At 65.4% G+C, this 14,358-nt stretch carries 11 protein-coding genes; 2 read left to right on the plus strand and 9 right to left on the minus strand.

Features of this window, described 5'->3' with window-relative positions:
* Positions 1-134: 134 nt before the first annotated feature.
* Both ASPHE3_RS22245 and ASPHE3_RS05560 read right to left on the minus strand, forming a co-directional pair.
* Positions 135-305: a hypothetical protein gene (locus ASPHE3_RS22245; RefSeq protein ID WP_167536975.1), complete on the minus strand. Its 171-nt coding sequence runs from the start codon at positions 303-305 to the stop codon at positions 135-137.
* Positions 289-1,254 (minus strand): trypsin-like serine peptidase, encoded by a 966-nt coding sequence (locus ASPHE3_RS05560; RefSeq protein ID WP_013600252.1) that lies wholly within the window; start codon positions 1,252-1,254, stop codon positions 289-291. The genes ASPHE3_RS22245 and ASPHE3_RS05560 overlap by 17 nt, the downstream gene beginning before the upstream one ends.
* 330 nt (positions 1,255-1,584) lie before the next feature.
* On the opposite strand from ASPHE3_RS05560, the gene ASPHE3_RS05565 reads away from it, so the two are divergent.
* Together ASPHE3_RS05565 and ASPHE3_RS05570 are read left to right on the plus strand one after the other, a co-directional pair.
* Positions 1,585-3,804: an NADP-dependent isocitrate dehydrogenase gene (locus ASPHE3_RS05565; RefSeq protein ID WP_013600253.1), complete on the plus strand. Its 2,220-nt coding sequence runs from the start codon at positions 1,585-1,587 to the stop codon at positions 3,802-3,804.
* Positions 3,805-3,971: 167 nt separating this feature from the next.
* The gene (locus ASPHE3_RS05570; protein WP_013600254.1) at positions 3,972-6,194 is read left to right on the plus strand and encodes a catalase; all 2,223 of its coding nucleotides are present in this window, start codon (positions 3,972-3,974) and stop codon (positions 6,192-6,194) included.
* A gap of 61 nt (positions 6,195-6,255) precedes the next feature.
* Here the strand turns inward: ASPHE3_RS05570 and ASPHE3_RS05575 are convergent, their stop codons facing one another.
* The 7 genes from ASPHE3_RS05575 to mmsB form a co-directional block, all read right to left on the minus strand.
* Complete coding sequence (locus tag ASPHE3_RS05575; RefSeq protein WP_013600255.1) at positions 6,256-6,768, minus strand: hypothetical protein; 513 nt, start codon at positions 6,766-6,768, stop codon at positions 6,256-6,258.
* Complete coding sequence (locus ASPHE3_RS05580; protein ID WP_013600256.1) at positions 6,765-7,991, minus strand: serine/threonine-protein kinase; 1,227 nt, start codon at positions 7,989-7,991, stop codon at positions 6,765-6,767. Before ASPHE3_RS05580 ends, ASPHE3_RS05575 begins: the two co-directional genes overlap by 4 nt.
* Before the next feature lie 290 nt (positions 7,992-8,281).
* Entirely contained in the window at positions 8,282-9,532 is a 1,251-nt protein-coding gene (locus ASPHE3_RS21200) for a hypothetical protein (protein ID WP_013600257.1), read from the minus strand.
* Between the two features lie 84 nt (positions 9,533-9,616).
* A complete protein-coding gene (locus ASPHE3_RS05590; RefSeq protein ID WP_081459824.1) occupies positions 9,617-10,558 on the minus strand; it encodes a hypothetical protein in 942 nt (313 codons plus the stop codon).
* 170 nt (positions 10,559-10,728) lie between these two features.
* Positions 10,729-11,799: a Gfo/Idh/MocA family protein gene (locus ASPHE3_RS05595; RefSeq protein WP_041652617.1), complete on the minus strand. Its 1,071-nt coding sequence runs from the start codon at positions 11,797-11,799 to the stop codon at positions 10,729-10,731.
* A gap of 111 nt (positions 11,800-11,910) precedes the next feature.
* Positions 11,911-13,008 carry a substrate-binding domain-containing protein gene (locus tag ASPHE3_RS05600; RefSeq protein WP_041651992.1) on the minus strand — a complete coding sequence of 366 codons (1,098 nt, stop codon included), beginning with the start codon at positions 13,006-13,008 and terminating at the stop codon, positions 11,911-11,913.
* Between the two features lie 51 nt (positions 13,009-13,059).
* Entirely contained in the window at positions 13,060-14,349 is a 1,290-nt protein-coding gene (gene mmsB, locus ASPHE3_RS05605; protein ID WP_013600261.1) for a multiple monosaccharide ABC transporter permease, read from the minus strand.
* Positions 14,350-14,358: the final 9 nt, after the last annotated feature.

Here is a 14,358-nt window from a genome sequence, read left to right on the forward strand (position 1 = left end):
GGTCCGGCACGTCGATTGCTCCGTATTCGTCGTTTTCCGCGTGGAAACGACAAATGCGGAGCAATCGATGAATTAAACGGACGACGGCGCCCGCCCCCTTCGCAAGGGACGGGCGCCGTCGTTGTTCTGCTGGCTTAGTCCTGGTCGGCTGGAGGCGGCCCGGGTTCCGGAAGCCGGATTTCCCGGGGCCTGGCTTCCGCCATCCGCTGTTCGGTCCAGTACTCGAGGATCTCCTCGTGCGTCTGGTTCAGCTCGGCGCTGCTGACGGAATCGCGGCCCGGAATGTCCTTAGGATGCTGAGGCAACGTCGTAGGTCTGCTGGATGACGGATCCCCAGAACGGGCCGTACATCACAGCCGAGCGGTTGTAGCCGTAGCTGTTGACGGAGTTCTGGAGGCCTGAGGAATCGGTGCCGATGAACCAAGGGCCGCCGGAGGAACCACCGGTCATGTCACAGGGGATGCCCTGGGTTCCAAACTGCGGGTTATTGGGATCGTTCGTGGCCGTCCCCGTGCAGCTCTTGAGCGTCTCTCCATTGAAGGGGGAGGCGGCGGGGTACCCGAAGGACTTGTAGGCCAGGCCCCGCGGCTGGTTGAAGGCTACGCCGGAACCGCCCACAACCTCGGTCAGTGTCCGGTTGCTGGCGTCGCGGTTCATCACGGCGAAGCCGGTGTCGTAGGCCATGTCGCCGCTGCCGCTCCACTGGGTGGGGGCGTGCAGGGACTTGGCCGTCCACTGGCCGTAGGGTGCGGAGCCGTTTTCATAAGCCGGGACAAAAATGAACTTGGTGGCGAAAGCCCCGGGACCCTCGTTCAGGCAATGCCCGGCCGTAGAGACGGTGCTTCCGTTGGTTGAGGACACGGCATTGCCGGAGCAGACGTAGTTGGAGCCGCCCAGCGTGAAGAAGACCTTGCCGATGTGGCTGACGGGAACCTCACTCTGGGCAATGGTGGGCCTGCCCTTGGTAGCCTTGACCTGGCTGTTCTTGCCTTTTTCCACGATGGCGGAACTGGAACGGTTGCCGCGTTCCAGTGCCTTTCCGGCGAGGACGTCGCCCGGGATGGCACTGCGCATCCTGTCGGCCGTCCAGTACTCGGCAACGCCGGCCGCATCCAGGACTGCGCTGGTGACGGAAGCGTTCTTATCCTTCTCTTCCGCCGGTGCTGCGGTGGCCCCGCCTGCAGTGGTGAGTGCCAGAACGGCAGCGGCCGAGAGGGTCAGAAGACCGGAAGCCAGAGACCTGGTGCGTGTCATTGTTGTCCTGTCTGAACGGGGAAAAGGCCACGGGGAAGGGCCGGAGTGACCCTGCGAACCTATCGTCATATGACAGATTTGTAAATAGTAGTGACGTATCATGTAGCGCCGCAGGGCAGCGCCACCACTCATCCCGTGGAAGGCGCGACGGCGGCCTTCCCGCCCAGGTGCGTACCGCCGTCGGCCGTTCTCCATCGCTGTAATCCTGCTCACCGTGCGGGTAACGCAGGGGCCCCGGTACGGTTCAAATGGGCGTCCTCGGGTAAGTTGTAGATGGTGAAATAGACCGAATTTTCACAACCAAGCCGACCCACAGGGAGACGCCCGCGCATGTCCAAGATTATCTACACCCACACCGACGAAGCGCCGATGCTGGCTACCTATTCGTTCCTGCCCATCGTCGAGGCGTTCGCTTCGACAGCAGGTGTGGAGGTGGAGACCCGCGACATTTCGCTCGCCGGCCGCATCATCGCCGTCTTCGGTGACTACCTGACCCCCGAGCAGCAGATCGGTGACGCCCTTGCTGAACTCGGTGAGCTGGCGAAGACGCCGGAAGCCAACATCATCAAGCTCCCCAACATCAGTGCCTCCATCCCGCAGCTGAAGGCAGCGATCGCCGAACTCCAGGGCCAGGGTTACGCCCTCCCGGACTACCCGGACAACCCCTCCTCGGACGAGGAAACGGCGATCCGCTCCCGCTACGACAAGATCAAGGGCTCCGCCGTGAACCCGGTGCTCCGCGAAGGCAACTCGGACCGCCGCGCACCGCTGTCCGTCAAGAACTACGCACGTCAGAACCCGCACTCCATGGGTGCCTGGACCCCCGAGTCCAAAACCAACGTGGCCACCATGGGCCAGGACGACTTCCGCTCCAACGAGAAGTCCGTGGTCATGGAGTCAGAGGGCACCATCGCCATCCAGCTGGTCCGCGAGGACGGCTCCGTGAAGGTCCTGAAGAAGGCCTTCCCGGTCCTGGCCGGCGAGGTCATCGACGGCACGGTGATGCGCGCCGCCGCCCTGGACGAGTTCCTGAAGGCGCAGGTTGCCCGCGCCAAGGAAGAGGGCGTCCTGTTCTCCGCCCACCTCAAGGCCACCATGATGAAGGTCTCGGACCCCATCATCTTCGGCCACGTGGTGAAGGCCTACTTCTCCGAGCTCTTCGACACCTACGGCAAGCAGCTCGCCGCCGCCGGCATCAGCCCCAACAACGGCCTCGCCGCCATCCTGAGCAGCCTCGAGGACCTCCCCGAGGACGTCCGCGACGGCGTGCAGAACCTCATCAAGAAGGGCCTCGAAGAAGGCCCCGCCCTGGCCATGGTGGACTCGGACAAGGGCATCACCACCCTGAACGTCCCCAGCGACGTCATCGTGGACGCCTCCATGCCCGCCATGATCCGCAGCTCCGGCCACATGTGGGGCCCGGACGGCAAGGAAGCAGACACCCTGGCCGTGCTGCCGGACAGCTCCTACGCCGGCATCTACCAGGTGGTCATCGACGACTGCCGCGCCAACGGCGCCTACGACCCCACCACCATGGGCACCGTTCCGAACGTCGGCCTCATGGCGCAGGCCGCCGAGGAATACGGCAGCCACGACAAGACGTTCGAAATCCAGGAAGCCGGCACCGTCCAGATCGTGGACGGCTCCGGCAACGTCCTGATCGAACACCAGGTGTCCGTCGGCGACATCTGGCGCGCCTGCCAGACCAAGGACCTGCCCATCCGCGACTGGGTCAAGCTGGCCGTCACCCGCGCCCGCGCCTCCCAGACTCCGGCAGTGTTCTGGCTGGACGAGGAGCGTGCGCACGACGCCAACCTCATCGCCAAGGTCAACGAGTATCTCAAGGACCACGACACCGAGGGCCTGGACATCCGCATCATGTCCCCGGTTAAGGCCATCGCCTTCACCCTGGAGCGGATCCGCAAGGGCGAGGACACCATTTCCGTTTCGGGCAACGTCCTCCGCGACTACCTCACGGACCTGTTCCCCATCCTGGAACTGGGTACCAGCGCCAAGATGCTCTCCATCGTTCCGCTGATGAACGGCGGCGGGCTCTTTGAAACCGGCGCCGGCGGATCTGCCCCGAAGCACGTCCAGCAGCTGCTCAAGGAAAACCACCTGCGCTGGGACAGTCTGGGCGAGTTCCTGGCCCTGGCCGTCAGCTTCGAGCACCTGGCCACCACCACGGACAACAAGCGCGCCCAGGTCCTGGCCGACACCCTTGACCGTGCCACCGGCACCTTCCTGCTGGAGAACAAGTCCCCGAGCCGCCGTGCAGGGGAGCTGGACAACCGCGGCAGCCACTACTACCTGGCCCGCTACTGGGCCGAGGAACTGGCAAAGCAGACGGACGACGCCGACCTGGCCGCCGCGTTCAGCTCCATCGCCAGTGAGCTGTCCTCCAAGGAGGAGACGATCGTGGGCGAGCTGGCCGAGGTGCAGGGCTCCCCGGTGGACATTGGAGGCTACTACCACCCGGACGACGCCAAGGCTTCAGCCGTGATGCGTCCTTCCGCAACACTCAACAAGGTCCTGGCAACTCTCAGCTAGGGCCCGCGGCAAAGCGGCGTTCCGGATCCCCGGGACGCCGCTTTGTGGTTTCCAGGGCAGGCAACAACTTGTGGCAGCAGGAATCGTTGCTAGGGTGCTAAGTACGCTTAGTATCTCGGTTTTGCGCCGAAGACTGCTGAGGTTGCCAATCCTGAGGAGAGAAAACCGTGCCAGAAGCGAGCAACATCCACGTTCCCGGCGTCCCCGCCAGCGAACCCGCCAGCCTGGAAGAACCCACCACACCGCGGGAACCCCTGCCGCCCAAGCAGGACCAGCAGGCACCTGAAGCCGTGTCGCCGACCGGAAGCCCCACCGGAGCACCTGCCACGGCCCGCGCCCAGTCCGGGCAGTACCTCACCACCGCGCAGGGGCTCCGCCTTGGCGATACGGACCACTCCCTGAAGGCCGGCTCCCGAGGCCCCATCCTGCTGCAGGACCACCACCTGCGGGAGAAGATCACCCACTTCGACCACGAACGCATTCCCGAGCGCGTGGTGCACGCCCGCGGCGCCGGCGCCCACGGCGTGTTCCGTTCCTACGGAACCGCGGCCAACATCACCCGCGCAGGCTTCCTGGCCAAGGATGTGGAGACGCCCGTCTTCGTCCGATTCTCCACTGTGCTGGGTTCGCGAGGCTCCGCCGACACCGTCCGCGACACCCGCGGCTTCTCCACCAAGTTCTACACGGATGAGGGCACCTACGATCTGGTGGGCAACAACATCCCCGTCTTCTTCGTCCAGGACGGCATCAAGTTCCCGGACATCGTCCACGCCGCCAAGCCGCATCCGGACCGGGAAATCCCGCAGGCCCAGAGCGCCCACGACACGTTCTGGGACTTCGTTTCCCTGCACACCGAGGCACAGGCGCACACCATGTGGAACATGTCGGACCGTGGGATTCCGCGCTCGTACCGGACCATGGAGGGGTTCGGCGTCCACACGTTCCGGTTCGTCAACGCTGAGGGCAGGACCACGCTGGTGAAGTTCCACTGGAAGCCCAAGCAGGGCGTACACTCCCTGGTCTGGGAGGAAGCCCAGATCATCAACGGCATGGATCCTGACTTCCACCGCCGGGACCTGGCCGACGCCATCGAAGCAGGCGCCTACCCGGAGTGGGAACTCGGTGTCCAGACCTTCCCGGACACCGAAGACCAGATGTTCGAAGGCATCGACCTGCTGGACCCTACCAAGTTCGTGCCGGAGGAACTGGCCCCGGTCCAGCCCATCGGCGTCATGACGCTGAACGCGAACCCCACCAACTTCTTCGCCGAAACCGAGCAGGTGGCTTTCCACCCCGGGCACCTGGTGCCGGGCATCGACGTCACCAACGATCCGCTGCTGCAGGTACGTCTTTTCTCCTACCTGGATACCCAGATCTCCCGGCTGGGTGGACCGAACTTCGCCCAAATCCCCATCAACCGTCCACAGGCTCCGGTGAACGACATGCTGCGCGATGGGATGCACCAGCAGGCAGTCCACGGCGGGGTGGCCCCGTACCGGCCCAATTCGCTGGACGGCGGCTGCCCGTTCCTGGCCGGCCAGGATGTGGGAGCCTTCAATGACGTCCCGGAGGAGCTGGCCGCCTCCATTAAGGAGCGGAAGAACCCGGCCTCCTTCGACGACCACTTCAGCCAGGCGGGTCTCTTTTTCCGGAGCCTGAGCCCGGTGGAACAGGACCACGTCATCCAGGCCTACACGTTCGAACTGGGCAAGTGCTACGAGAAGTCCATCCGTGAACGCCAGCTCGCGGCCCTCGCCAACATAGATGCGGAACTGTGTGCCGCCGTCGCAAAGGGCCTGGGCCTTCCCGCGCCGAAGGCAACGGAGCAGGTACCGGACTCAGACCCCAGCCCGGCGATGTCCCAGGTGGGCAAGACCTGGCCGGTTGCCGGGCGCATAGTCGGCATCCTTGCCGATGAGCGAAGTGACCTTGCCGCCGTGAACGCGGCACGGAAGGCCCTCGATGCACAGGGCGTCGTCCCGCTGCTTATCGCCCCCGCAGGCGGCTTCCTGGGACCGGAGAACGACGGCGGGATCCCCGTCCAGCGGACCTACCTCACCGCACGTTCTACCGAGTTCGACGCGATCATTGTTGCGGGCGCAGCCGCCCCGGCTGACGACGCCGCACCCGGCCTCGACGCAAAGGCCGGCGCTCCCGGCGGTGCCTCCGACCCGCGGGCAGTGCTGCTGCTCACGGAAGCTTACCGGCACGCCAAGGCAATCGGCACCTGGGATTCCGGCGCCGAGGCACTAGCCGCAGCGGGCATTCCGCATGGCACTCCGGGCATTGTGTCAGCGGACGACGCCGAGTCGCTGGTATCCGAGCTGACCGCGCTGTTGGCCGCCCACAGGGTATGGGAGCGGTTCCCGGCAGTGTCGGCCCGGTCCTGAGCGAACCCGGCCGGCGATGCCATAGCTGGAAGGCGCATCGTCGGCCGGGGCATGCGTGGCGTCAGTCGTTGCCTTTGCCCTTGCCCTCGTTGTCCTTCTTGTCAGCCTCGGGAGCGGGTGCCGGTGCCGGTGCCGGCACCGGCACCGGTGCCGGCGCGGGAGTCTGGACGGCGGGCGGGGGAGTTTCGGCGGCGGCCTGTTCCTGTGCGATGCGCGCCTCTTCTGCTGCCTTGTCCGCCGCGGCCTTCTCGGCTGCCGCAACCGCTTCGTTGAGGTCAGCGCGCACTGCAGTGACCACGGTGTTGATGCTCCGGCGCCGGTCTTCCGAGATCTTGCCCTCCGCCTGGGCCGCATCAAGTTCCGCTTCCAGGCCTTCCAAGGCCTTCAGTGCGGCGGCGGGGTCGTTCTGCGACGAAGCCTGGGTCACCTCCAGCACGCGTGCCTGGAGCTGCCGCGCGGCGTCACGCTGCAGGCCGGTCTCGTTGGCGCCGCAACCACCCAGGAGTCCGGCAGCCAGCAGGGCAGCGGAAATCCCCAACAGGATGCGCCGCGGCTTTACCAGTGCGGGGCTCACGGTTGAACGCTCTTCTGAAGTTCCTCCAGGTGCTCGCCCAGGACGCCCGTCACCGTTGGATAAGGCACGACGTCGGGCGTCGACTGGGCGGACAAGGTCAGGAACACCGCCGCTACAGCAGCAAGAACCACTACAAGGCCGAGGATCGCCGCCAGCCAAAACCGCTTGGTGCGTGGCTTCAGGTCCTTCGCGCGCTCCTGGGCCAGGGCCACCGTCGTACTGTCCGGGACCTGCCCTTGCACCGGGGGCGCGCCGGGCCCTGCAGCTTCCCGAATTTCGTCTACCGATTCTTCGGCCGTGATGGACGGGGGGTGGAACGGCATGGCCGGCAGCACCCGGGTGGTTTCGGGGACGACTTCCCCGGGCGTGGAGGCAGGCGACACCAGGGCCTGCCGCAGCGCCGTCTCGATGTCGGCGGCCGTGGGCCGTTCAAGCGGTTCGATGGCGGTCATGGAACGGATGAGGTCGGCCCATTCGGAGGGCAGGTCCTCGGGGATCTCCGGCGCGCGGTGCAGGCGTGCCACTGCGGACTCAACGGCGCCGCCCGGATATTCCACCGTTCCCTTGATGCATTCGAGCAACACCAGGCCAAAGGAGTAGATGTCCGAGGCGGGGGAGAGCGGTTTGCCCAGGGCCTGCTCCGGGCTGAGGTAGGCGGCAGTTCCCACCATGGTTCCGGTGGCTGTCAACCGGGTGGAATCTGCGATCCGGGCAATGCCGAAGTCCGTCAATTTGGGGCGCAGGGGCTCGCCGGGACGGATCTGGACCAGCAGGATGTTGGCCGGCTTTATGTCGCGGTGGATGATTCCCAGACCGTGCACGTAGGCGAGGGCATCGGCTACGCCAGCCCCGATCACCGACAGTTCTTCCAGGGGGACCCGGCTGTGCCTGATCCGGGTGCGGAGGTCCTGGCCCTCAACGAGTTCCATGGTGAGGAACGGCCTGGGCTCGTCAGGAATGCGGGTGTCGATCCCGGCGTCGAAAAGGGTCACCAGACCGGGGTGGTTCAGTGTGGCGAGAAGCTGGATTTCCGCTTCCTGGCGCTTGAGCTCGTCGGCGTCCGGCGCCTGGGGCGCGAAGAGCTTAAGGGCAACATCGCGGCCCAGTTTCTCGTCCCGGGCACAGTAAACCGATGACATCCCGCCGCGGCCAATGACTTCACCCAACCGATAACGTCCGCCGACCACTTCATTCTTGATGGAGCTAGGCGATTCCGCCACCATGACCGTTCCTCCCGGTGCGCTGCGGCACTGTCGTATCTCAAATTATACGGGGGGTGGAGTAAAGCTGTGGTCTACCGGCGGCCAAGGTTGTGCGACACGCCGAGGGCCCGGCGGCGAGACCAATCAACTTTTCCGCCGCCGGACCATCGGCTACAAGGACATGTGTGCTGATGACATGTTTTTGTTTGGTGATGATATTCCGGGTCTTTTTCCTGGGTCCTCCCTTCTCCTCAGCCTGCTTGCTGCTGCCGCTTCAGGCGCATGGTGCAGGCGCTGTCAGTGCTGGTCTTTCAGGAGACCTTCCGCTTCCTGAGCATCAGGAGGCCCGCCACCAGGAGCAACAGTGCGAGCGGGACCAGTGAGGCATCCATCCCGGTTTTGGCCAGGCCTGAGGTCCCCTGGGCTGAGGTGCCCTGGGCAATCACGCCGGCGTTGGTGCCGGAAGTGATCGTGCCGGCGGTTGAGGTATCGACGGCGATGGCGCCGCCCACCGCGGTGGAGCCAGCTGCAGGTGCTGCAGAGAATCCGCCGGTGGCCGTGGTGCTGCCAGCGGTGCCAGCGTCGGCTGTACCGGCGCCGTCCGTACCCGTGCCATCACCGCCTGCGTTCCCGCCGTCAGCACCGGGGCTGCTGGTTCCCGGATCGACGGTGCCGGCTCCGCCCGTACCGCCATCACCGGTATCGGTGCCGGGCTCTTCACTCCCGGTCCCTGGGCTCTCCGTGCCAGTGCCTGAGGTCCCCAGGCCCAGGCCGACGTCGATTCCCACACCGGCTTCCAGCCCGCTGGTGCCGCCCGTTCCCAGGTCTGCAACGGCGCCAACCGTTGCATCCAGCCCGCCGGTGGTTCCGTCCGTGCCGGTGCTGTCCCCGAGGTTGATGCCGACGGCGGCGTCCACGAGGGCATCCAGCCCGCCATCAGTGCTGGTGCCGGTTGTGCCGAGGCCGAGGTCGACGGCGGCCGCTGCGGCGAGGTCGGCTGTGGTGCCGTCCGCAACGGTGCCCGTTCCGAGGGCGAGTGCTGCGTCTGCCGCGATGGCGGCGTCGGCGGTGGTTGTGCCCGCGTCGGTGCCGGTTGTGCCGAGGCCGAGGTCGACGGCGGCTGCTGCGGCGAGGTCGGCTGTGGTGCCGTCCGCTGCGGTGCCCGTTCCGAGGGCGAGTGCTGCGTCTGCGGCGATGACGGCGTCGGCGGTGGTGGTGCCCGCGTCGGTGGTGCCGGTTGTGCCCAGGCCGAGGTCGACGGCGGCTGCTGCGGCGAGGTCGGCTGTGGTGCCGTCCGCCGTGGTGCCGTCCGCGACGGTGCCCGTTCCGCCGTCGAGCGTTGCATCCACTGCGGCGGCAACGTCAGTTGAGGCAGCCGGCGTTGGGCCACCCAGCAGGCCCAACGACGTCGACTCAACGGACGCCGCCGCCGAGATCAGGGCGGATCCGGAAAGGTCCGAACCGCTGGTGGTGTCCGCGGCGCTGGCCGCGGTGCAGCTGAGGGCCAACAGCCCGCCTGCAAAGAGGGTGCCAAGCAGCCCCCTGCGAAGAGTTGAACTCATGGTGGTGTCTCCTGAAGAAGTTGAGTAGGGCGCCGGTCAGCACCCTTGGGGTCACGTTCTGCCCGATGGGCAGGAAGGACTCAACTAGTCAGGAGAAGAACCGGGGTCGAATGACACCGGAGCAGGAGCGTGCGCAGAACGTTCACCGACGCTCAGGGCGCCAGTCATTGGAAGATCAAAGCCGAAGGGGTTCAACCAGGCCGCCGAGCCGGAGGAAGATGCTGAGCCGCTGCCTCCCGCACCTGAGCCCGTGGCCGGGGGAGCCTGGGCAGGGATCGGCGAAGGGCTGCGCGTGCCGGGTTCGCTGCGGGTGGCCAGAGGCATGGAAACGGTCGCGTCCGAAGCAACCGGACTTGGCGCGGGACGACGCGAAACAGACTCGGATGGTGCGTCTGCCTGGGCGTCGGCCTCAACCTCCGCAATACTTCCGGTTTCCGCCACGGGAAGTGCGCTGGCACGCACCCCGTCCACGGGACTGTTTGCGGCGCTGGCAGATCCTTCCCCAAGCAATGCGGCGGCAGGGGATTCCGGAAGCGGCACCGGGAGGGCTGGCGCGCCAGCCACAAGGCCGGCAACCGGCTCCAACACCCGGTTAAGCACGGGTAATGCCTCGGCCACCGGCGGCACCACGGTTTCCACGACTTCCGCAGCTGCAGCGTCCACAACACCGGCGACAGGAACCGAAATGGCCGAAACGGTATCCGCAGGAACCACCTGGGTTACCAGGGGGACGGCCGTCACGATGGAATCTGCAGTGGCGGACACCTCACCCACGATGGGCTGCAGCAGGCCGGGAGATTGTGCGGGTGCGGCCGCTTCCGCGATTGCAGGAGCGGCGGACTCGGACACGGGCAGCTTTTCCGTCACCGACGAAACTGAGGTGGTGACGCCCCCCAACAGGGAAGCTGTATCCGGAAGGGCATCGGCGGAAGCGGCGGTAGAAGAGAGCGTCAGCCACGTAATGGTGGCTGCCCCGGCGAGGAACACAGGGCGGAGTGCACGCCACGGCGAGCGACCTCCAGCCATGCGTACCACCCCCAGTACTGATGCATTCGACGATTGGCTACAGCCTAAGACCGGATGTTGCAGGAAGTCCAGAGCTTGCGAAAACTACTCGACAGAAGTGAAAACATCGGTGGTACGCATGACAGATGAGACACGACTGGTAAAGCCATTGACAGGCAACTGGGCTGCGGTCAGTGCCTGTCGTTCGGATAGCTGACACCAAGCTGGGCACGAACGCCATCGAAAAGGCGCATGGTGTTCAACGTGTCCTCCAGCGGCATGACCGGGCTTTCTGTCAGGCCCTGCTGGATACACCGGGTGACTTCCCGCAGTTCATACACATACCCTCGGCCCACTGCTTCGAAAGCTTCCGTCCGGCTCGTGTCCCAGCCGGTGGAGATTGTCAGTTCCCGCGGATTGTTGATCGAGCCCACGCTTTGGAGGAAGCCGAGGCTTCCCGCCACAGTGGCGGTCCGGGGGCCCTGGGCCATCAGCGAGGACGTCAATTGCACCTGGGCCCCGTGGTTGTATCCCAGCGTCAGGGCGTTTTGGGCATCCACCCCGTCATCATTGATAAATCCGGTGGCACTTACCGTCTGCGGGAAGCCAAGGGTGCCCAGCGCCCACAGCAGCGGGTAGACCGAAATGTCCAGCAGCGCGCCGCCGCCGTCCTTCTTTGCCCACAACCTGGCGGTGGGGGAGTAAGGGGCAGGAAAGCCAAGGTCAGCGGTCACCCAGTGGACCTCGCCGATCTCACCTGATGCGGCGATCTCGAAGGCCCGCTGCATGCTCGGCAGGAAGCGGCTCCAGACCGCCTCCATGAGAAACAGTTTCCGGCTCCTGGCAACCTCGATAAGCTCGGCCGCTTCGCGGGCGTTGATGGTAAAGGCCTTTTCGCACAGGACGTGCTTGCCCGCGTTGAGTGCGGCAAGGACGATCTGGTGGTGCTGCGCATGGGGTGTGGCAACGTAGACCACGTCCACGTTTTCGTCCGCGAGCAGCCGCTCATAGCCGGGAACCCCGCCGTCGTCCCCGTAGGCCTTAGCGAAGTCATAGGCCACTGCGAAGGCGTCAGCGGTGTCCTGGCCCCGGGAGCTCACGGCATAGAGTTCCGCATCGGCCAGCAGTGCCAGGTCCTGTGACACGGAGCGGGCGATCCCGCCGGTGGCAATGATTCCCCAGCGCAGGGGAGCGCCGGTGGCGGAACGGGGATCCTGGTCGGACTGGCTGGACAACCACGGCGTGGCGATGGGCGCACTCATGGTGACCATCCTCTCATTCTGTTCTGCGCGGATTCCGGAATGACCTGCGGAAATGGCAGCAAAAAAATGCCCGGCCCCGCGAGGGGACCGGGCATTTCCTGCTTAGGCTGCTTACTTGGTGATCGGTTCGAGGACCGGATCGCCCTGGTAGGCGGTCTTCACGTTCTCAGCGGTGACGATGACGGGCTCCAGCAGGTAGGCCGGAACAGTCTTGACGCCGTTGTTGTAGGAGTCCTTGTCGTTGATTTCCAGTTCCTTGCCGGCCTGGAGGTCCTTCACCATGGTGATGGCGTGCTCAACGAGCTTGCGGGTGTCCTTGTTGATGGTGGAGTACTGCTCGCCTGCCATGATGGACTTCACGGACTCTACCTCGGAGTCCTGGCCGGTGACGATAGGAAGTTCCTTGCCGGCGGCCTTGACCGAGGTCAGGACTGCGCGGGCCAGGGTGTCGTTCGGGGACAGGACGCCGTGCAGGGGCTCGCTGGTGTAGCTGCCCGTGAGCAGGGTGTCAGCGCGGCGCTGGGCGTTCTCAGCCTTCCAGCCCTGCGTTACTGCCTGTTCGAAGCTGGTCTGGCCGGAGAGCACTTTGAGGGTGCCGTCATCGATCTTCGGCTTCAGGACGCTCATGGCGCCGTCGAAGAAGACCTTGGCGTTGGCGTCGTCCGGGGAACCGGCGAACAGTTCGATGTTGTAGGGGCCCGAACCCTTCTTCGCCTCAAGGCCTTCCAGCAGCGCCTGGCCCTGGAGTTCACCCACCTTGAAGTTGTCGTAGGCCACGTAGTAGTCCACGTTCTCGGTGTTCAGCAGCAGGCGGTCGTAGGCAATGATCGTGGCGCCGGCGTCCTTGGCCTGCTTGAGCTGGGTGCCCAGCTGGGAGCCGTCGATGGCGCCCACGATGATGACCTTTGCACCCTTGGTGACCATGGCGCTGATCTGGTTCTGCTGCTCGGATACACCGCCGTTGGCGAACTGCACGTCAGGCTTGAACCCTGCCTCGTTGAGGCCGTCGTTGAACAGCTTCTCTGCCAGGACCCAGTTCTCACTGGTCTTCTGCGGAAGAGCGACGCCGATCGAGGAGTCCTGCTCGAACCCGCTGGCACCTTCGGTGCCGCCGCCGGTGGAGGTCTCTGACCGTCCGCAGCCCGTCAGCGCCAGTGCTGCGATGGCAGCGACAGCTGCTGCCTTTCCTGCTTTACCAATCATTCGCATTGTTGGTTTCTCTTTCTTTGTGGTGGTGTAACGCTATTCAGGCTGCAAAGCTCAGGCTTCCCTGGCGATCGCTTCCTTGGTGGAGGTGGTTTCGTCGGGCTGGAGCGGGTTGCTGGGCCCGCCGCCGGAGGCGCGTCCGCCGGAGTTCCTCATCAGCAGGCCGATGATGGACTTCTTGCCCTGGCTCTTGTTGTAGACGTCGAAGGCGACGGCGATCAGGAGGACCAGGCCCTTGATGATCTGGGTGAGGTCGGCACCTACGCCCAGGAGCTGGAGGCCGTTGTTCAGCACGGCCATGACCAGTCCGCCGATGATGGAGCCGACGACGGTTCCCACGCCGCCGGTCACTGCTGCGCCGCCAATGAAGACAGCTGCGATGGCGTCCAGTTCCCAGCCCACGCCGTCGAACGGGCCGGAGGCGGTGGAGCGGCCCACGAAGATCATGCCGGCGAGGCCGGCCAGGATGGACATGTTCATCATGACCAGGAAGTTGACCTTCTTGGACTGCACGCCGGACAGCTCGGCAGCGTGGCGGTTGCCGCCGACCGCGTAGACATGGCGGCCCAGCACGGTGCGGGAGGAGATGAAGCCATAGAGCAGGACCAGCACCGCGAGGATGAGGCCAGGGATGGGGAAGGAGGTTCCGGGCCGGCCGGTGGCGAACAGGTAAGTGGCGTAGAGGATGGCGCCGCCGATCAGGACCAGCTTCAGGGCAGTCACCCACATTTCCGGGACCTCGGCGCCAAGGGCCTTGGCCCGGGCACGGGAGCGGAGCTCGCCCCACACCACGAACGCAACGGCGGCGATACCCAGCAGCAGGGTGAGGTTGTTGTAGCCGGTGTTCGGGCCCACCTCCGGGAGGTAGCCGGCGCCCAGGTACTGGAAATCTGCGGGGACCGGGATGGTGTTGGACTTGCCCACGAACTGGTTGAAGCCGCGGAACAGGAGCATGCCAGCAAGGGTCACGATGAAGGCGGGGATGCCCACGTAGGCCGTCCACCAGCCTTGCCAGGCCCCGATGACGGCTCCGAGCACCAGGCCCAGCAGCACGCCGGCGTACCAGGGGATGCCCCAGTCGCGGATGGCCAGGGCCACGGTGACGCCCACAAACGCAGCGACGGAACCCACCGAAAGGTCGATGTGGCCGGCGATGATCACCAGGACCATGCCGATGGCCAGGATCAGGATGTAGGAGTTGCCATTGAAGAGGTTGATGACGTTGCCGGGGGTGAGGGTCCGGCCGTCGGTGGCGATCTGGAAGAAGACGATCAATGCCACCAGGGCGAAGATCATGCCGAATTGGCGGGTGTTTCCGCCAAACAGCTTTTTGAGGGCGTTCATGGTGTCAGT

This window comes from Pseudarthrobacter phenanthrenivorans Sphe3 (genome assembly GCF_000189535.1).
Lineage (GTDB): Bacteria > Actinomycetota > Actinomycetes > Actinomycetales > Micrococcaceae > Arthrobacter > Arthrobacter phenanthrenivorans.

Bases quoted from the DNA above. Each gene is read 5' to 3' on its own strand.
- ASPHE3_RS05580 (WP_013600256.1), bottom strand. From the start codon at position 7,991: ATGGTGGCGGAATCGCCTAGCTCCATCAAGAATGAAGTGGTCGGCGGA.
- ASPHE3_RS05565 (WP_013600253.1), top strand. From the start codon at position 1,585: ATGTCCAAGATTATCTACACCCACACCGACGAAGCGCCGATGCTGGCT.
- ASPHE3_RS21200 (WP_013600257.1), bottom strand. From the start codon at position 9,532: ATGAGTTCAACTCTTCGCAGGGGGCTGCTTGGCACCCTCTTTGCAGGC.
- ASPHE3_RS05600 (WP_041651992.1), bottom strand. From the start codon at position 13,008: ATGCGAATGATTGGTAAAGCAGGAAAGGCAGCAGCTGTCGCTGCCATC.
- ASPHE3_RS05590 (WP_081459824.1), bottom strand. From the start codon at position 10,558: ATGGCTGGAGGTCGCTCGCCGTGGCGTGCACTCCGCCCTGTGTTCCTC.
- ASPHE3_RS05560 (WP_013600252.1), bottom strand. From the start codon at position 1,254: ATGACACGCACCAGGTCTCTGGCTTCCGGTCTTCTGACCCTCTCGGCC.
- mmsB (WP_013600261.1), bottom strand. From the start codon at position 14,349: ATGAACGCCCTCAAAAAGCTGTTTGGCGGAAACACCCGCCAATTCGGC.
- ASPHE3_RS05595 (WP_041652617.1), bottom strand. From the start codon at position 11,799: ATGAGTGCGCCCATCGCCACGCCGTGGTTGTCCAGCCAGTCCGACCAG.